Genomic DNA, 18,478 nt, shown 5'->3' with positions numbered 1-18,478 from the left:
CAACAATGACAAGCGAACAAGCAACCGCAAAGGCAGCCGCACCGGCGGTCTCGAAGCAGGGGCGCCGGCTGCCGCCGGAGGTCAGCATCCTCCTGGTCCTGATCGGCATTGCCCTGATCTATGAAGTGCTCGGCTGGATTTTCGTCGGGCAGAGCTTTCTGATGAACCAGCAGCGCCTGACCATCATCATCCTGCAGGTGTCGGTCATCGGCATTATCGCTGTTGGCGTGACGCAGGTCATTATCACCGGCGGCATTGATCTGTCGTCGGGCTCCGTCGTCGGCATGACGGCGATGATCGCCGCGAGTTTCGCGCAGGCCTCGACCTGGGCAAGGCCTGTCTACCCCAGCCTGACGGACCTGCCTTTCATCATTCCGCTGGCCATCGGTCTCGGTATCGGCCTGATCGCCGGTATCATCAATGGCGCGCTGATCGCACAGACCAAGATTCCGCCGTTCATCGCGACGCTTGGCATGATGGTGTCGGCGCGCGGCGTTGCCAAGTGGTACACCAAGGGCTCGCCGGTTTCAGGGCTCACCGACCAGTTCAATTTCATCGGCACGGGCATCTGGCCGGTGGTGGTGTTCCTGGTCGTGGCTTTCATTTTCCATATCGCGCTGCGTTATACGCGCTACGGCAAATTCACCTATGCCATCGGGGCCAATGTCCAGGCGGCACGCGTCTCCGGCATCAATGTCGAGCGGCACCTGATCAAGGTCTATGCCATCGCCGGCGTGCTGGCCGGCCTTGCGGGTATCGTCACCGCGGCCCGCGCCCAGACGGCGCAGTCGGGCATGGGCGTGACCTATGAGCTGGATGCGATTGCGGCCGCCGTGATCGGCGGCACCTCGCTGACCGGCGGCGTCGGGCGCATCACCGGAACCGTTATCGGCGCCATCATTCTCGGTGTGATGATTTCCGGGTTCACCTTCCTGCGGGTCGATGCCTATTACCAGGAAATCATCAAGGGCGTGATTATCGTTGCGGCTGTCGTCGTGGACGTCTATCGCCAGAAGAAGAGAAAAGTCTGAAACCAATCTGTAATGCCCGGAACCCATCCGGGCATCTTTCCAAGAGGTAATGAAATGACTGTACGCTTTGGCCTGCTCGGTGCGGGCCGTATCGGCAAGGTTCACGCAAAGGCCGTGATCTCCAACCCGCAGGCGAAACTTGTTGCGGTGGCGGATGCGTTCGAACAGGCGGCGAAGGATCTCTCCAGCGCCTATGGCTGTGAAATCCGCACCATCGATCAGATCGAAAAGGCCGGGGATATCGATGCGGTCATCATCTGCACGCCGACCGATACGCATGCGGATCTGATCGAGCGCTTTGCCCGTGCCGGCAAGGCGATCTTTTGCGAGAAGCCGATTGATCTCAATGTGAAGCGCGTCGAGGAATGCCTTGCCGTCGTCGATGAAACCAAGGCGACCCTGATGGTCGGGTTCAACCGCCGCTTCGATCCGCATTTTGCCGCCGTGCGCAAGGCCATCGATGACGGTGCCATCGGTACAGTGGAAATGGTGACGATCACCTCGCGTGATCCGGGTGCACCGCCCGCCGAATACATCACCCGTTCCGGTGGCATTTTCCGCGACATGACGATCCATGATTTCGACATGGCGCGTTTCCTGCTGGGCGAAGATCCGGTGGCCGTGACCGCCCATGCTTCGGTTCTGGTGGACAAGAAGATCGGTGAGCTCGGCGACTATGACAGCGTCAGCGTCATTCTCTCCACCGCCTCCGGCAAGCAGTGCGTCATCTCCAATTCGCGCCGCGCGACTTATGGCTATGATCAGCGCATTGAAGTGCATGGCTCCAAGGGGATGGTTGCCGCGGAGAACCAGCGTCCGGTGTCGATCGAAGTCGCCAATGGTAACGGTTATACCCGTCCGCCGCTGCATGATTTCTTCATGACCCGCTACACGGAAGCCTATGCCAACGAGATCGCCGCTTTCATCGATGCGATTGCGACGGGCGCCAAGGCCGCTCCCAGCGGCAAGGATGGTCTGATTGCCCTTGCGCTCGCCGATGCCGCCCTGCGATCGGTCAAGGAAGGCAAGACGATCAGTCTCTGAGTTTCAATGAAAACGCCCTGCCGGTGCGGTCACCGGCAGGGCGGTTATATGCGGGGTGGTCGTGCGTGGTTCGACAAGCTCACCATGAGGGAGAGCGAGGATTGCAGGGAGCTATATTCTGCAACCTATCAGGTTGGCATTGCAGCCAAACCACCTCCCTCATGGTGAGCTTGTCGAACCACGCACCGCAAACCCGCAATCCACAGGGTGAAGAGGGAAATCCCCCTTACCGCACATCCACCCAGCGCTGTTCACTGAATGACCGAGCCATGGCGTGCACGGTGCGCTCGATCTCCAATCCGTCCTCGAAACCGATCAGATGCGCCTCCTTGCCATCAATGCGCTTGATCAGTTCATGGCACTCGATGATCTTGAGATCGTTGAAGCCGAGACCGTGGCCGGGGGCCGGGATGAAGCGGCCATAGGGATCGTGATGCGGCGCCGTCAGGATCGTGCGGTAGCCCTGTTCCGTCGGCCGGTCTGCGGTGACATAGAGCTGGAATTCATTGGCGCGTTCCTGATCGAACAGGATCGAGCCTTTCGAGCCGAAAATCTGCAGGGCAATGCGTCCCTTGCGGCCCCAGGCGGAACGGTTGACCTGCAGCGTGCCGGCCACGCCGTTTTCCATATGCAGGAGCACGCTGGCGCTGTCATAGGTTTCAACAGCCTTCATGCCGCCATCCTGCGTCCGGCGCTCGGCATAGGGTTTTGACATGTCGCACATGACCCGACTGACCCGGCCGAACAGCGCCCAGAGCAGCGACAGGGGATGCACGGCAAAGTCGTCGAGCGCGCCATAGCCTGACGTTGCGGCGTGCTTCCAGTAGAACAGCGCGTCAGGATCGGCCATGAAATCCTCGTCCATCTCGATGCGCAGATGATTGACGTCGCCGATGATCTTTTCCGCCAGCAGCTGGCGGATATGGCGGATGGCCGGACCCTGGATGTAATTATAGCCAAGCGCCGCAACCTTGCCGGACTGTTTCGCCGCCGCGGTCATGGCTTTCGCGTCATCGAATGCCGGGGCCATGGGCTTTTCGCACCAGACGTGTTTGCCGGCCTGAAGTGCGGCAAGGGCCATCTCGGGGTGAAACTGGTTGGGCGTGGTGATGGAGACGACGTCGACATCAGGGTCGTTGATCACGGCGCGCCAGTCGCCCGACGCCTTGGCAAAGCCGAACTCGGCGGCACGCTGGCTGGCAAGCTCGGCATTGGCTTCACCGAGATGCACAAGGCGGACCGGAGGGACATCACCGAAAACCGCACGGACGGAATTCCAGGCCAAGGCATGGCATTTGCCCATGAACCCGGTTCCGATCAGCCCTACACCCAGTGCGCGCGCATTCCCATGACCCGACATGTCTTCACTCCCACGACATTTGAGGATGTCTGCATCTCTTGCAGATGTTGATTGAAGTAATCTATAACGGATGAAAATGGAATAACTGATCCGTTTTGCGGAATGGATTATTTTGGTAGTCTCGCCATCCGTACCGCAAAACCAAGGGGAACGATTCGCAATGGGCAGCACGGCCACAGAAGCAACTCTGCCGCAGGACTTCGATGCCTTGCGCACGCTGATCCTGGATCGCCGCCAGCTCCTGCCCAAGCGGCTGGCACAGATCGCAGCCTATGCCCTCGGCAATCCCGATGAAATCGCCTTCGGCACGGCGGCAAGCATTGCCCAGTCGGCCGGCGTGCAGCCCTCCACGCTTATCCGCTTTGCCCAGCATCTGGGTTTTGACGGGTTTACCAGCCTGCAATCGGTGTTCCGCGAACGCCTGCGGGAACGGCAGGGCTCGTATGAAGAACGGCTGTCGGGCCTGCGCGGCGACACGCCAGGCCTTTCCAAGAACCGCGTCATTCTCAATGGGTTCCTGTCGGCGGCCAGCCAATCCATCCAGACCATTTCCCGCAGTGCCGAGGAGGATGTGCTGGAGCGCGCGGTGGAAATTCTGGCGCTTGCGGACACGATCTATCTCATCGCCCGCCGCCGGTCCTATCCGATCTCCGCCTATATGGCCTATGCCTTCGGCAAATTGAAAATCCGCAATCAGCTGATTGAATCGACGGCCGGTATCGACCCGGAAATCCTTTCCTTTGCCCGGCCGCAGGATGCGGCGATTGCCATCAGCTTTTCGCCCTATGCCTCGGCAACGGTCGAGCATGCGGCAGCGCTGGCAGCGCGCGGTGTGCCTGTCGTTGCCATCACCGACAGCGCGTTTTCGCCGCTGGCACAATCGGCCAGCGTCTGGTTCGAGGCGGCGGAAGGAGATTTCTCTGGATTCCGGTCTCTCTCGGGGACAATGGCGCTCGCCATGGCGTTGACTGTCAGCGTAGCGGAACGGCGCCGCAGCCCGTAACAGCGCCAAATGAAATGCGGGAAATCTAAAAAGAATATACATTCCATGTTGACGATTTGATAGAATTATTATTTCATATGCAAAAATTCCCGGCCTGTTTTCAGCGGGATGGATCAGCATATCGGGAGGATCGTCATGGGCAGCGCTGCAACAGGCAAAAAGCTTGATGTCATCACAATTGGCCGCTCGTCGGTGGATCTCTACGGCCAGCAGATCGGCTCCCGCCTTGAGGATATCGCATCCTTCGCCAAATCCGTCGGCGGCTGCCCGGCCAATATCGCCATCGGCACCGCCCGTCTCGGATTGCGCTCTGCGCTTCTGAGCCGCGTCGGCGACGAGCAGATGGGCCGTTTCATCCGCGAGCAGATGCTGCGCGAAGGCGTGGCCGTCGATGGTGTCATCACCGATGCGGAACGGCTGTCGGCACTGGTCATCCTGTCGGTCGAGAACGACAAGAGCTTTCCGCTGATCTTCTACCGCGAGAACTGCGCCGACATGGCGCTGAACGAGGACGATGTCGATCCGGAGTTTATCCGCTCGGCCCGCGCCGTGGTGGTGACGGGCACGCATTTTTCCAAGCCCAACACCGATGCCGCGCAGCGCAAGGCGATCCGCCTGATCAAGGAGGCGGGCGGCAAGGTCGTGTTCGACATCGACTACCGGCCGAACCTCTGGGGGCTTGCCGGCCATGGGGCAGGCGACAGCCGCTATATCGCCTCCGATGCCGTATCGAGCCATTTGAAGACGGTGCTGGCCGACTGCGACCTGATTGTCGGCACGGAAGAGGAAGTGCTGATTGCCTCCGGCGAGGCTGATCTGCTTGCGGCATTGAAGACAATCCGCGCGCTTTCCGCCCGTGCCACCATCGTGCTCAAGCGCGGTCCGATGGGCTGTATCGTCTATGAAGGCGCGATATCGGACAATCTTGAAGACGGCATTGTCGGCAAGGGATTTCCCATCGAGGTGTTCAACGTACTTGGCGCGGGCGATGCCTTCATGTCCGGTTTCCTGCGCGGCTGGCTCGGCGGCGAAAGCCTTGCCACGGCGGCGACCTGGGCCAATGCCTGCGGCGCCTTTGCGGTGTCGCGTCTCCTGTGCTCGCCGGAAATTCCGACATTCGAAGAGCTGCAGTTCTTCCTTGAACATGGCAGCCCGCAGCATGCCCTGCGCAAGGACGAGGCGATCAATCATGTGCACTGGGCAACCACGCGCCGCCATGACATCCCTTCGATGATGGCCTTTGCCATTGACCATCGCGTGCAGCTTGAGGACCTTTCCCAGAGGCTTGGCGCGGATATCGGCCGGGTGCAGGCATTCAAGGAACTGGCCGTCAAGGCCGCCGCACGGGTTGCGGATGGCCGCAGCGGTTATGGCATGCTGCTCGATGAAAAGTTCGGGCGCGAGGCGATGTTCGAATTTGCCCGGCACAATTTTGACTGGCTCGGCCGCCCGGTCGAACTGCCGGGCTCGCGCCCGCTGCGCTTTGAATTCTCGCAGGATATCGGGTCGCAGCTGGCGGAATGGCCGGTGGACCATTGCATCAAATGCCTGTGCTTCTATCATCCGGACGATCCGGCAGACCTGAAGGCGGAGCAGCAGGCCAAGCTGCGCGCCCTGTTCGAAGCGGCGCGCAAGGTCGGCCGCGAACTGCTGATCGAGATCATTGCCGGAAAGCACGGGGTGCTCGACGACATGACCATTCCGCGGGCGCTGGAAGAACTCTATGCGCTTGGCATCAAGCCGGACTGGTGGAAGCTGGAGCCGCAGGCTTCGGCCGCCGCATGGAAGAAGATCGAGGCGGTGATCGAAAAGAACGATCCGTGGTGCCGTGGTGTCGTCCTGCTCGGGCTGGAAGCGCCGCAGGATGAGCTGGAAGCAGCCTTCGCTGCCACCGCAAACGCCCCTGTCGTCAAGGGCTTTGCAGTTGGACGCACCATTTTCATGGACGCCGCCGAACAATGGCTGGCGGGAAAGATATCCGACGAGGCGGCCATTGCCGACATGGCCGATCGTTTCGAAAAATTGACCAGGGCGTGGCTTGCCAGCCGCAAGCAACAAGCGGCATAGCATCAGGCCGGGAGGAGATTGACATGACCAAGACGATACGCCTGACGATGGCGCAGGCATTGACGCGTTTCCTTGCCAGCCAGATGACCGTGATCGATGGCCGGAAGGTGCCGGTGTTTGCCGGTGTCTGGGCGATTTTCGGCCACGGCAACGTGGCGGGTCTCGGCGAGGCGCTGTATCAGGTGCGCGACGAGCTGCCGACCTACCGCGCCCATAACGAGCAGGCCATGGCGCATGCCGCCATCGCCTTCGCCAAGGCCAGTTTCCGCCAGCGCATGATGGCGGTGACGAGTTCCGTCGGGCCTGGCGCAACCAATATGGTGACGGCGGCGGCGCTTGCCCATGTCAACCGCCTCCCGCTGCTGCTTTTGCCCGGCGATGTCTTTGCCAACCGTATTCCCGATCCGGTGCTGCAGCAGGTGGAAAGCTTTGGCGACGGCACGGTTTCGGCCAATGACTGCTTCCGCCCCGTCTCGCGCTATTTCGACCGGATTACCCGGCCCGAACAGATCATTCCGGCACTCGCCCGCACCATGGCGGTGCTGACCGATCCGGCCGAGTGCGGTCCGGTGACTTTGGCGCTGTGTCAGGATGTGCAGGCGGAAGCCTATGACTATCCGGAAAGTTTTTTCGACGAACGCGTGTGGACGACGCGCCGCCCGCGCCCGGACCGCGACGAACTGGCTGCCGCCGTCGAACTGCTCAAATCCGCGAAAAAGCCGCTGGTCATTGCTGGCGGCGGCGTCATCTATTCGCAGGCATCGAACGAGTTGAAAGCCTTCGTGGAGGCGGCGGGCATTCCCGTGTGCGAAACGCAGGGCGGCAAGTCCTCCCTGCCTGACAATCATCCCCTGAACATGGCGGCCATCGGCGTGACCGGTACATCGGCGGCCAATCGTCTGGCGGAAGAGGCGGATGTCATTCTGGCCGTCGGCACGCGCCTGCAGGATTTCACCACCGGTTCCTGGGCGCTGTTCCGCAACGGAGACAAGAAATTCATCGGCCTCAACGTGCAGGCTTTCGATGCGGGCAAGCACCGCGCGGCGGCTCTCGTCGCCGATGCGCGGGAAGGACTGCTGGAACTGGCTGCGGTGACCGCCGGTTACAAGGCGCCCGTGAGCTGGACCGAAAATGCCAGACAGGGCAAGGCGGAGTGGCAGAAGGCCGCTGCCGAGGTCACCGGACCGACCAACGCGGTCCTGCCATCGGACGCGCAGGTGATCGGCGCCGTGCAGCGGACCATGGGCAGCGCAGCGACAGTCCTGCATGCGGCGGGCGGCTTGCCGGGAGAAATGCACAAACTCTGGCAGGCGGGCGCACCGGGCTCCTATCACGCCGAATACGGCTTCTCGTGCATGGGCTACGAGATTGCGGGCGGTCTCGGGGCGAAGATGGCCAAGCCGGATGACGAGGTGGTCGTCATGATCGGCGACGGCTCCTATCTGATGCTGAATTCGGAGATCGCCACTTCGGTGATGCTGGGTCGGAGGATCACGATCGTGCTTCTCGACAATCGCGGATTCGGCTGCATCAACCGGCTGCAGATGGGCACGGGCGGGGCGAACTTCAACAACCTTCTGAAAGACTCGCGCCACGAGGTTCTGCCTGACGTCGATTTTGTTGGCCATGCAAAAAGCCTTGGCGCCATTGCCGAGAAGGTTGCATCGATTGCGGAACTGGAATCTGCACTTGCACGCGCCAAACAGAACGACCGGACCACGGTTGTCGTCATCGATACGGACCCGCTTGTCTCTACCGATGCCGGCGGCACCTGGTGGGATGTGGCTGTGCCAGAGGTCAGCCAGCGCCCGCAGGTCAATGCCGCGCGCAAGGCCTATGAAGAGAAGCTGAAACTGCAGCACATCGGCGATTAACCCGATTTGTAGATAAATAGTGCGTGGTTCGACAAGCTCACCATGAGGGAGGTAGATGATGACAGGAAGTCATATTCTGCAATCTTTGCGATTGGTGTTGCAGCCAACCCACCTTCCTCATGGTGAGCTTGTCGAACCACGCACCCCGCACACAACAACTGAAGGAAGACAAGAATGATCCGTATCGGGGCGAACCCAATCGGCTGGTCCAATGACGACATGCTCGAAATCGGCGGCAATATTCCTCTGGAAACCTGTCTGGAACAGGCGAAGGCGGCCGGGTTCACCGGCATGGAGCTCGGCAACAAGTTTCCGCGCACGGCGGACAAGCTGCGCCCGATCCTCGATGCGTTCGGACATAGTCTTGTCAGCGGCTGGTACTCGACAGAGCTGCTCGTGCGTGACGTCGACGCTGAACTCAAGGCTGTCGTCGACCATGCCACGCTCTTGAAGGATATGGGCTGCAAAGTCCTCATTGCCGCCGAGACGTCGAACGCCATCCACTCCAACAAGGATCTGCCGCTGTCGGCCCGTCCGGTTCTGGAAAAGTCGGCATGGGCTGAATTCGGCAAGCGCTATACGGCCTTTGCCGAAGCGGTGAAACAGACCTATGGCCTGCAGGTGGTCTATCATCACCACATGGGCACCGTGGTGCAGACCGAATCCGAGATCGACCGGTTCATGCAGGTAACGGGCGATGCGGTGCATCTTCTGCTCGACACCGGCCATGCCACCTGGGGCGGCGGCGATCCGGCACGTCTCGCCCGCCATCATAAGGCGCGCATCAGCCATGTGCATTGCAAGGATATCCGCGAGGCCGTGATGTGGCAGTCCAACCGCGAAGACTGGTCCTTCCTCGATTCCGTCCTTGCCGGCGTTTACACGGTTCCCGGCGACGGCATGATCGACTATGTTCGTGTTCTCAAGGAACTCCAGGGCTATAGCGGCTGGGTGGTTGTCGAGGCAGAGCAGGACCCTGTGAAGGCTGATCCAGCCGTCTATTCCAAGCTTGGCCATGCCAATCTCAGCCGCTTCATCAAAGAGGCAGGATTGGTTTGACCAGCGATTCCAAGCATCCGTTCTTTCGTCCCCTGTGGCGGCGTATCGCCGTCGTGGCCTTCTGCGTGGCATGGGCCATTTTCGAGTTCGTCACGGGCACGCCGTTCTGGGGGACGATAGCGCTTGGTTTCGCCGGTTATGGCGTCTGGCAGTTTTTCATCGCTTTTGACCCATCCGAACCGGCCAAGCCGGCGGATGCGGACGGGAAAGAGGAATAGGACCATGTCGAAATTGTTGCTCAAGGCGAAAACCGGTATCGGCCGCGTGGCGCATGTCACGCCGGAAACCGCCGGCTGGACCTATGTCGGCTTCGACCTCAATCGCGCTGCGCCGGGCCAGACCATTGCCGGGCGCAGCGGCGACACGGAAGTCTGTCTTGTCTTCGTGACGGGCAAGGGATTTGCTCAAGTCAACGGTCACGACCTCGGTCTGCTGGGCGCGCGCATGTCGCCCTTCGAGGGCAAGCCGTGGTCGGTCTATATGCCCGCCAATTGCGACTGGTCGGTGGTGGCCGATACGGCTGTCGAACTTGCCGTCTGTTCGGCGCCAAGCCTTGGCGGCGATCTGCCGGTGCGCGTGATCGCGCCTGATGATCTCGGCCAGGAAACACGCGGCAAGGGCACCAACACGCGCTATGTCACCAACATCCTGCCGGAAAGCGAACCGGCGGATTCATTGCTCGTCGTCGAGGTGATCACGCCGGGCGGACACACATCGAGCTATCCGCCGCACAAGCACGATCAGGACAACCTGCCGGCGGAGTCCTATCTCGAAGAGACTTACTATCATCGGCTCAATCCGCCGCAGGGTTTTGCCTTCCAGCGGGTCTATACGGATGACCGGTCACTGGACGAGGCGATGGCGATCGAAGATGGCGATGTGGTCATGGTGCCCAAGGGCTATCATCCCTGCGCTGCCTGTCATGGCTACGACCTCTATTATCTCAATGTCATGGCTGGTCCCAAGCGCACGTGGAAATTCCACAACGCGCCCGAGCATGAGTGGCTGATGAAGTAGGCTCCTGGCTACAATCTACCACCGCAGAATGAAGCGACCGGCAATCGCGCCGATCAGGCCGGAGGAAATCACCCCGAGCGTGTACCAGATGGCGATGAACGGCATGGCGCTTTCATCGCAGTGGAAAGAGTAGATAAGCGCCGCAATCGACCCCGCCGCAAGGCCCGCCGCGATTCCGGCAACCGTGGGCCGCGTCGGCGCCAGGCCGCGCAGCACCCAGAAGGCGCCAAACAGCAGCGGCAGCGATAGCACCACGATGTTGAAGGTGCAGACCGTAATCGTGTGCCCCTTCATCATGTTGGCGTAGTGATCGCGCGGCGACATGGCGAGCTGGGCGAAGGCAAGCATGCAGATGAGGGCAATGGCGACCGCCATCACGGCAAGGCTGATGCGGATGCTGCCAAGCGGGTAGGCGATGCGCTTGACCGCCCAGGCGCCGCCGACGGCAAGCGCGAGCGTATAGGTGAACTTGACCCAGAAGGCCATGGTCCCCGCCGCGGTCATCAGGTCCGGGCGCATGCCCAGCCACGACCACATGAGAATGGCGGAGGCGACCGAGCTGATGCCAAGGCCGATGCCGATCCGCCGCAGCACGGCTTTGCGCGATACCGGCTTCAATTCGCTGGCGAGACGCTCGATCAGATCATTTGTCGTCATCGGCTGCCTGTCCTCTCAACTTCGCGGCTATGGCCTTCAATCCCCTGTGAATGCTGACCTTCACGAGCGATTCGGAAAGGCCGGTGCTTCGGGCCGCTTCCGCGATCGACTGCCCTTCTATCTTGGTCCGGTAAATCAGATCCCGTGATTTTTCCGGTATGGTCTGCAACAGCCTGTCCACATCCATGCGGTCTGCGGCGGCGTCTGAATTGTCCTGCAGAAACAGGTCTTCCACATCGTCCAGCGGCACGGTTGCCCGGATGCGGTTGCGCCGGAAATGATCGATCAGCTTGTAGCGCGCAATCGCATGCAGCCACGCGGTGAAGGGCCGATCCGGCTCATAGGTCTGCCGCCGCGTGTGCAGGGCGAGCAGTGTTTCCTGCACCAGATCGTCCGCGTCGCCCCGGTGGGCATCGGCCAGACGGCGCAGAAAATACCGGCGCAAAAGCTTGGCCACCTCATCGAGCAGCACACGATAGCTCTGCGCGTCGCCCGCAAGGCTTGCGAGCATCAGTTCCTTCAAACGCGCTTCGACCGAATGCACCCTGGTTCATTCCTTTATTCGCAGCAACGGCGAAAAGGTTACAGATGCGCCGATCATATCGACAGCGGTTACCGCATGCCAGTGGCCGCTGGCCGAACTTTTCGATCACCAATCCGTGATCGGTGTAACCAAATTCCAGCTTCCGGCGAATTGCCTGATGTGACCGGCCGACAGGTCCGGATCACACCACGGAAATCAGGAGGCCGTTATGGGGTCGCGCAAAAATATCGGATATGTGTCTGCAGTGTCTGTGATTGCAGGATTGCTGAGCCTTGGCGCCGGCGCCGCCTTTGCCGGCAATGGCAAGCCGTTGACTGTCGTTGAACTCTTCACCAGTCAGGGCTGCTCGTCCTGCCCGCCTGCCAATGCCAATCTGATCGAGATCAGCAAGCGGCCGGATGTTCTGGCCCTCAGCTTCGGCGTAACCTATTGGGACCGGCTCGGCTGGAAGGATATCTTCGCCGCGCCTGAATATACGGACCGGCAGGTCACCTATGAAACCCCGCTCGGCCGCGACGGGCCGTTTACCCCGCAGATGGTCGTCAATGGCCGCGCGGATGTCGTCGGCAACCGCATCGGCGAGATCGACCACCTGATCGCCACGGCGCCAAAGCCCGATCCCTTGTCCGTGACGATCACCGGCAATTCCCTCGCCATCGCTGCGGGGAAGGCACCGGCGAGCGGTGCCGATATCTGGCTGGTGACCTATGACGACAAGACCGTCAACGTTCCCGTCAGCCGTGGCGAAAATACCGGCCACACGCTGCCGCACAAGAACGTGGTTCACAGCCTTTCCAATCTTGGAAGCTGGGACGGCAAGGCGGTCAGCCTCCGCATTTCTCCGGCCAAGCCCGGCCTGCGCACGGCGGTCCTGATCCAGGCGCCGCATGGCGGGCCGATCCTGGCCGCCGCCACCAACTGAGTTCCGCGGCTGCGAATGGAAGAATTCCTGGCATGAACAGCTGTGAGACACGCAGCGCGATGCCCAGGAAGTGTGGATGACCGCATGGCATCCGAAACTCAACGGCACGCAGATACGTGTCTTATTCAAATCGAGGAGACCACCATGAACATTCTTGCACACCGCATCGCTCTGTCGGCTTTCGTTCTCGCTTCCGGACTGGCCGGCATCAACAGCGCCCTTGCGGAAGATGCCATGAAGGCAGACCCTATGAAGATGAGCAGCATGAAGGCTGACTGCATGAAAAAGGCCGGCATGGAGAAAGACTCCATGAAGAAGGATGCCATGACCAAGGAATGCGACAAGCAGGCCATGGCCAAGGATGCGATGAAGCCCGATGCCATGAAGAAAGACGCGATGAAGCCGGACGCCATGGCGCCCAAGAAGAACTAAAAAACCTTCCGGTGCTGTCTCGGGAACGGGACGGCACCGGATCCATTGCCCGACAGCCAAGGATAGCATCATGACGAGCGTAACTGATCATGAAACGGCACGGCCCAGGAAAATCCTGTTCTACCGGCATTCGATTGCCGTGCGGCTGACCCACTGGCTCAATGTCCTGTGCCTCAGCTTCCTCCTGATGAGCGGTTTGCAAATCTTCAACGCCCATCCCGATCTCTATTGGGGACAGTACGGTGCCGATGCCGACCATTCCTTCATCTCGATCGGTGCCGTCAGCGATGGCGACACGATCAAGGGCATCACCCGCGTCGGTTCGATTTCCATCCCGACGACAGGGGTTCTCGGCGCATCGACGGTCGAGGGCGAGCTGACGCCGCGCGCCTTTCCAAGCTGGATCACCATTCCGGGTTATCAGGATCTCGCTTCCGGGCGGCGCTGGCATTTCTTTTTTGCCTGGTTCTTTGTCATCAACGGCTTCGTCTACCTGCTGTACGGCCTGATCGCCGGACATTTCCGCAGGGATATCGTGCCGACGAAGGACCAGTTGACGCCGCAGCATCTGGCGCATGAGATTGGCGAACATGCCCGCCTGCGCTTTCCCAAGGGCGAAGAGGCGCGGCGTTACAACAGCCTGCAGAAACTGACCTATATGGCGGTCATTTTCATCCTTCTGCCGCTGATGGTGCTGACCGGCCTTACCATGTCGCCGGGCTTCGATTCCATCTTCCCGTGGCTGCTCGATGTTTTCGGCGGACGCCAGTCGGCGCGCACCATTCACTTCATCACCGCATCGCTGCTCGTCGCCTTCGTCATCGTGCATCTGGTGATGGTGCTGGTATCCGGCGTCTGGAACAATCTGCGCTCGATGATCACCGGCTATTACGGCCTGACGGTCGAGACCGACAAGGAAACAGTGAAATGAAGTTCGAACTCTCACGCCGCCGTTTTCTCATCGGCTCCAGCGTTGCTGCGACCGGGCTTTTGACCGGGTGCGACGCTCTGGTGGAAAATGCCAGCGTCAACAATATCCTGCAGAAGGCCGAAGCCTTGACCATGGGCTCCCAGCGTCTCCTGCAGGCGCACGAACCATTGGCGCGCGAATTCACCGAGGCGGACCTGTCACCCACATTCAAGGCCAACGGCACGCAGATGCCGGACAGCGAAGACTATGCGAGGCTGATGGAGGGCAATTTCGCCGACTGGCGGCTGGTGGTCAACGGCATGGTGCGCACCCCCCTCAGCCTGTCGCTGGCCGATCTGAAGGCGATGCCGTCACGCACGCAGATCACCCGGCATGATTGCGTTGAAGGCTGGAGCGCCATCGGCAAGTGGACCGGCGTTCCCCTCGGCCTTGTCCTGCAGAAGGCGGGCCTTGCCCCCGGCGCGCGCTATGCGGTGTTCTATTGTGCCGATGAGTACGAGAAATCACTGGATGGCAGCGGCCAGTATTACGAGAGCGTCGATCTCATCGATGCCTTCCATCCGCAGACCATCCTGTCGTACAGCATGAACGGCAAAGACCTAGAGGTGGCGCACGGTGCGCCCCTGCGGCTGCGGGTTGAACGGCAACTCGGTTACAAGCATGCCAAATATCTCATGCGGATTGAACTGGTCGACAATTTCAGGGGCCTGTGGGGCGGGAAGGGCGGATTCTGGGAAGATCGCGGCTATGAATGGTATGCGGGCATCTGAGTGGTTTGACCGAGTTCAGGCAGCGGCGATGACCTCGATTTCGACGAGCCAGGCTTCGGACAATGTCTGGGCGGCAATGGTTGTCGTGGGGATCGTGCGGCCACCCAGCGCCGCCACCCGCGCATTCTGGTTGGCTTCGGCAAAGGCGGGATCGCGCAGGTAACTCGTCGTCCTGACGATATTGTCGACCGTCATCCCGGCGCTCGCAAGGATGGCCCGGATGTTGTTCCAGACGAGATCGAGCTGTTCTGCCAGGGTCGTGCCGGCTACGCCGTTCTGGTCGAGGCCCATGGTGCCGCTGATGTAGAGGAAGCGTTCCGGCTGCTGCACTTCCAGTGCATGGAGATAGTCCGGTGTTGCCGGATAAACGCCGCTCCGGGGATTGCGCGGGATCAGTTTCATGATCTCAGTTCCTTTCGTGGCACGTTGCGGGATGTCTTGGGCCGATGAGCCTCGGATTGCCGGTCGCTGTGGCTGGGGATGCGCAGCACGCCGGGAGGCAAGGCGGGTTCTTCACTCTTCGATGGACCGGGGAAAAACTACCACGGACGCACCCCTTCGGAAATGGCCTGTTCTATTGAAAGTGCTGACGGGTACCCTCACATCCGTGGTAGAACACAAGGCGGAGAAGACCGGAGGAAAACACCATGGACATGAACGCCACATCTGCCGATGCCTTGGTGCCGACCCTCCATCGTCTGCGAACCGCATGGCTGGCGCACCGGCCCGATTACGCCCAGCGCCAGGACGATCTGAAACGCTTGCGTGCGGGGCTGAAAGACCGGCTCGAACCGATGGTCAAGGCGATCAGTGCGGATTTCGGCCATCGCTCACGTCATGAAAGCATGCTGGGCGAAGGCATGACCGTCTTTGGCGAGATCGACCACATGCTCGCGCATCTGAAATCCTGGATGAAGCCGCAGCGCCGTTCGGCCGGCTGGCACATGTGGCCGGCCAGGGCGGAAGTGCGTTATGTGCCGCTTGGGGTTGTGGGTGTCATCGCCCCGTGGAACTATCCAGTCAACCTGGCGCTGACGCCGCTTGCCACCGCCATCGCTGCCGGCAACCATGTTTACCTCAAACCCTCCGAACACACGCCGCGCACCAGCGAGTTCCTGCGGGAACTGCTCACCGATGTCTTTCCGCCGGACCGGGTTGCCGTGGCGCTGGGCGGCGCCGATGTGGGCGGGGCGTTTGCCGGTCTGCCCTTCGATCACCTGCTGTTCACCGGCTCCACCGCCGTCGGCCGCAAGGTCATGGCATCGGCTGCCCCGAACCTGACGCCCGTCACCCTGGAACTCGGCGGAAAATCACCCGTATTCATTGGCGCGGACGCGCCCTTGGCCAAGGCGGTGACGCGCATTGTCACCGGCAAGCTCTACAATGCCGGCCAGACCTGCATCGCGCCGGACTACGCGCTGGTGCCGGAGGCGCGGCGTGATGAATTTGTCGAGGCCGTGCGGGCGGAGGTCAAGTCCCGCTATGCACAGCTCGATGCCAATCCAGACTACACCCATATCGTCAATGAGGGGCAGTATCGCCGCCTGCGCGGTCTGCTTGACGATGCGCGGGCACGCGGATTTGACGTGATGACGCTGGTGGAGCCGAAAGATGCGGCACGGGCGGCAAACGAGCGCCTGCTGCCGCCGACGCTGGTGCTCGATCCGGGCGATGACAGCAAGATCATGCAGGAGGAAATCTTCGGGCCGATCCTGCCGGTCAAGACCTATCGCAGCGCCGATGAGGCCATTGATTATATCAACGGGCATGACCGGCCGCTGGCATTCTACTGTTTCAGCAATGACAAGGCGGAAACGGAAAAAATGCTGGCGAACATTGTGGCCGGCGGCGTCTGCGTGAACGAAACGCTGTTCCACAATGTCTGCAACGATCTGCCGTTCGGCGGTGTCGGCGCCAGCGGCATGGGCCATTATCACGGCCGCGAAGGCTTTCTGACCTTCAGCAAGATCATGCCGGTCCTGCATCAGGCCAGGATGCCGCTGACCGACCGGATCAAGCCGCCCTACAGGGGATTGGCAAACATGGTGGTCAGGCTTTTCGCGCGCTGAAATTCACGGAAACGGCCGTGTCGATGACCTTCAGTACCGTGCCGGCTTCAAAGGTTCGCGGCGGTCGCTTCGCTCAGGCGTTTCCTCGGCCCGAAGATCAGGAAGCTGATCACCGCCAGAACCCAGACGCCGGCACCGCCATAGAGCATGATCAGGCCAAAACCGTGGATCAGCGCATCATGGACAAGCGTTCCGTCCGGGTCCAGAGCCGTGAGTTCCGGAAAGGACTGCGGGAGGCTCGCAAAGTTTCCGGCGGCGATTTTTTCCGCCAGCAGGCGCAACCGGGATGGGTCGAACGACCCGGCAAAGACGCTTTTCAGATAAGACAGCGTGCCCTCCAGCAGGATAAAGCCCATCAGCGCGATATTGATGGCGAGCGTGATCAGCCGGGCGCTCATGTCGATGCCTGAGGCCATGCCGGCGCGGGTGCTCGACACCGAACCGGTGGTCGTGTTGGTAACGGGTGTATTGGTCAAACCCAGCCCGATACCCGCCAGCAGGCAGCCGGGCAGCATGGTCAGCCAGCTTGCGTGGTCAACGCTGCTGCCAACGCGCATCAGCATGAAGCCGAGGCCGATGGTGAACAGCCCGAGCGGAATGACGATACCGGGCCGGTAGCGCAGCGAAAGGCGCTCCGCCAATGGCGGGGTGACCAAAGTAGGCAGCGTATAGGCCAGCAACGACAGTCCAGCCGCGACAATATCGTAGCCGAGGCCGCTCTGAAAATAGATCGGCAGGTAGATCATCAGCGGCCAGAAGCTGAAATTCATGCCGATGGAGCCGAGGATAGCCCCGGAAAAGTTGCGGATGCGGAAGACGGAAAAGTCGAACATGGGATGGGGACTGCGGTTTTCCGCGACGATGAAGGCGATGAAGCTCGCCGCCGATGCGCCGATGATGGTCAAAGCAGTGATGCTGGTAAAACCGAGGTCGGGGCCCTGCGTGATGAAATAGGTGAGGCCGAAAACCGCCAGCGACAGGGTGGTGATGCCGAGGACATCCAGTTTTTTCGCTTCGGGATCACTGGATTCTTCGATGCTGCCGAAGACGAGAATCAATGTCAGGATGGTGAGGGGTACGTGGACCAGGAACACCCATTCCCAGCTCGTCAGCGCAACGATGATGCCGCCGATGATCGGCCCGAAACCGAGGCCGATGCCGAAGACAATCCCCCATATGCCGAAGGCCTTGCTGCGCTCGCGCCCTGCCTGAAACTGATGCGACAGAATGGCAATCTGGCAGATCAGCATGGCACCGGCGGCAATGCCCTGGAGAAAGCGGCTGACGATCAGAATGGCGGCATCCTGCGCCAGCCCGCACACGAAGGACGTGATGGCAAACAGCACGAGGCTGATGACGAAGATGCGTTTGCGGCCATAGCGGTCAGCCAGGGTGCCGACCGCCATCAGCACGGTGGTGCAGGCAATGGTATAAGCGTTCATGATCCACTGCATGTCCTTCAAGGTGCCATGCAGGACCTTTTCCAGGGTTGGCAGAATCACCGGCACGCTCGAAATTTCGAGGCCGAACATGAGGGACGACAAACATATGGCAGCCAGCGCCACCATATTCTTGCGGGACGAGGAGAGCGACATGGAAGGTTCTTTCCAAGGTTGCACCTGGCAATAGAACGCACCTTCCCCGGCACGCATGCGGTGCCGGTGAGTTCCGGGCCAAGTCAGGACGAAAAAGCACCAG

18 protein-coding genes are annotated in these 18,478 nt (G+C 60.8%); 13 read left to right on the top strand and 5 right to left on the bottom strand.

What is annotated here, in order from left to right; all coding sequences use genetic code 11:
• Positions 1–5 precede the first annotated feature (5 nt).
• Positions 6–1,031, top strand: a complete 1,026-nt coding sequence (locus ACIQWS_RS21215) for an ABC transporter permease (protein ID WP_346307380.1) — start codon at positions 6–8, stop codon at positions 1,029–1,031.
• A 54-nt stretch (positions 1,032–1,085) separates the two neighbouring features.
• Complete coding sequence (iolG, locus tag ACIQWS_RS21210; protein ID WP_403184028.1) at positions 1,086–2,075, top strand: inositol 2-dehydrogenase; 990 nt, start codon at positions 1,086–1,088, stop codon at positions 2,073–2,075.
• A gap of 226 nt (positions 2,076–2,301) precedes the next feature.
• On the opposite strand, the gene ACIQWS_RS21205 is transcribed toward iolG, so the two are convergent.
• Positions 2,302–3,435, bottom strand: coding sequence for a Gfo/Idh/MocA family protein (locus tag ACIQWS_RS21205; protein ID WP_403184026.1), 1,134 nt, complete (start codon positions 3,433–3,435; stop codon positions 2,302–2,304).
• 160 nt (positions 3,436–3,595) lie between these two features.
• On the opposite strand from ACIQWS_RS21205, the gene ACIQWS_RS21200 reads away from it, so the two are divergent.
• From ACIQWS_RS21200 to iolB, 6 genes are all read left to right on the top strand, one after another.
• Positions 3,596–4,438: a MurR/RpiR family transcriptional regulator gene (locus ACIQWS_RS21200; protein ID WP_403184024.1), complete on the top strand. Its 843-nt coding sequence runs from the start codon at positions 3,596–3,598 to the stop codon at positions 4,436–4,438.
• Positions 4,439–4,573: 135 nt separating this feature from the next.
• Entirely contained in the window at positions 4,574–6,505 is a 1,932-nt protein-coding gene (iolC, locus tag ACIQWS_RS21195; RefSeq protein WP_403184022.1) for a 5-dehydro-2-deoxygluconokinase, read from the top strand.
• Between the two features lie 23 nt (positions 6,506–6,528).
• The gene (gene iolD / locus ACIQWS_RS21190; protein WP_403184019.1) at positions 6,529–8,379 is read left to right on the top strand and encodes a 3D-(3,5/4)-trihydroxycyclohexane-1,2-dione acylhydrolase (decyclizing); all 1,851 of its coding nucleotides are present in this window, start codon (positions 6,529–6,531) and stop codon (positions 8,377–8,379) included.
• Between the two features lie 174 nt (positions 8,380–8,553).
• Positions 8,554–9,438, top strand: a complete 885-nt coding sequence (gene iolE / locus ACIQWS_RS21185; RefSeq protein WP_403184017.1) for a myo-inosose-2 dehydratase — start codon at positions 8,554–8,556, stop codon at positions 9,436–9,438.
• On the top strand, positions 9,435–9,656 hold the full coding sequence (locus ACIQWS_RS21180) for a DUF3329 domain-containing protein (RefSeq protein ID WP_403184014.1): 222 nt from the start codon (positions 9,435–9,437) through the stop codon (positions 9,654–9,656). The genes iolE and ACIQWS_RS21180 overlap by 4 nt, the downstream gene beginning before the upstream one ends.
• A 4-nt stretch (positions 9,657–9,660) precedes the next feature.
• Positions 9,661–10,455: a 5-deoxy-glucuronate isomerase gene (gene iolB / locus ACIQWS_RS21175; RefSeq protein WP_403184012.1), complete on the top strand. Its 795-nt coding sequence runs from the start codon at positions 9,661–9,663 to the stop codon at positions 10,453–10,455.
• Positions 10,456–10,470: 15 nt separating this feature from the next.
• Here the strand turns inward: iolB and ACIQWS_RS21170 are convergent, their stop codons facing one another.
• Entirely contained in the window at positions 10,471–11,112 is a 642-nt protein-coding gene (locus ACIQWS_RS21170; RefSeq protein WP_223612502.1) for an NrsF family protein, read from the bottom strand.
• Positions 11,099–11,656 carry a sigma-70 family RNA polymerase sigma factor gene (locus ACIQWS_RS21165; RefSeq protein ID WP_223612503.1) on the bottom strand — a complete coding sequence of 186 codons (558 nt, stop codon included), beginning with the start codon at positions 11,654–11,656 and terminating at the stop codon, positions 11,099–11,101. Before ACIQWS_RS21165 ends, ACIQWS_RS21170 begins: the two co-directional genes overlap by 14 nt.
• A gap of 208 nt (positions 11,657–11,864) precedes the next feature.
• Between ACIQWS_RS21165 and ACIQWS_RS21160 the strand changes: the two genes are divergently transcribed.
• From ACIQWS_RS21160 to ACIQWS_RS21145, 4 genes are all read left to right on the top strand, one after another.
• Complete coding sequence (locus tag ACIQWS_RS21160) at positions 11,865–12,578, top strand: DUF1223 domain-containing protein (protein WP_403184010.1); 714 nt, start codon at positions 11,865–11,867, stop codon at positions 12,576–12,578.
• Positions 12,579–12,722: 144 nt separating this feature from the next.
• Positions 12,723–13,010 (top strand): pentapeptide MXKDX repeat protein, encoded by a 288-nt coding sequence (locus ACIQWS_RS21155; RefSeq protein ID WP_403184008.1) that lies wholly within the window; start codon positions 12,723–12,725, stop codon positions 13,008–13,010.
• A 70-nt stretch (positions 13,011–13,080) separates the two neighbouring features.
• A complete protein-coding gene (locus ACIQWS_RS21150) occupies positions 13,081–13,941 on the top strand; it encodes a cytochrome b/b6 domain-containing protein (RefSeq protein ID WP_346307678.1) in 861 nt (286 codons plus the stop codon).
• The gene (locus tag ACIQWS_RS21145) at positions 13,938–14,711 is read left to right on the top strand and encodes a molybdopterin-binding protein (RefSeq protein WP_403184006.1); all 774 of its coding nucleotides are present in this window, start codon (positions 13,938–13,940) and stop codon (positions 14,709–14,711) included. Before ACIQWS_RS21150 ends, ACIQWS_RS21145 begins: the two co-directional genes overlap by 4 nt.
• 15 nt (positions 14,712–14,726) lie before the next feature.
• Here ACIQWS_RS21145 and ACIQWS_RS21140 read toward each other — a convergent pair whose 3' ends face one another.
• Positions 14,727–15,113 carry a RidA family protein gene (locus ACIQWS_RS21140; RefSeq protein WP_403184003.1) on the bottom strand — a complete coding sequence of 129 codons (387 nt, stop codon included), beginning with the start codon at positions 15,111–15,113 and terminating at the stop codon, positions 14,727–14,729.
• Positions 15,114–15,358: 245 nt separating this feature from the next.
• On the opposite strand from ACIQWS_RS21140, the gene ACIQWS_RS21135 reads away from it, so the two are divergent.
• Positions 15,359–16,780 (top strand): coniferyl aldehyde dehydrogenase, encoded by a 1,422-nt coding sequence (locus ACIQWS_RS21135; RefSeq protein ID WP_403184001.1) that lies wholly within the window; start codon positions 15,359–15,361, stop codon positions 16,778–16,780.
• Between the two features lie 47 nt (positions 16,781–16,827).
• On the opposite strand, the gene ACIQWS_RS21130 is transcribed toward ACIQWS_RS21135, so the two are convergent.
• Positions 16,828–18,375 carry an MFS transporter gene (locus ACIQWS_RS21130; protein ID WP_346307682.1) on the bottom strand — a complete coding sequence of 516 codons (1,548 nt, stop codon included), beginning with the start codon at positions 18,373–18,375 and terminating at the stop codon, positions 16,828–16,830.
• Positions 18,376–18,478 lie beyond the last annotated feature (103 nt).

Source organism: Phyllobacterium sp. NPDC097923, from assembly GCF_044760925.1.
GTDB classification, from domain to species: Bacteria; Pseudomonadota; Alphaproteobacteria; order Rhizobiales; family Rhizobiaceae; genus Phyllobacterium; species Phyllobacterium calauticae.
This window is presented reverse-complemented; position numbering and strand designations above follow the sequence as displayed.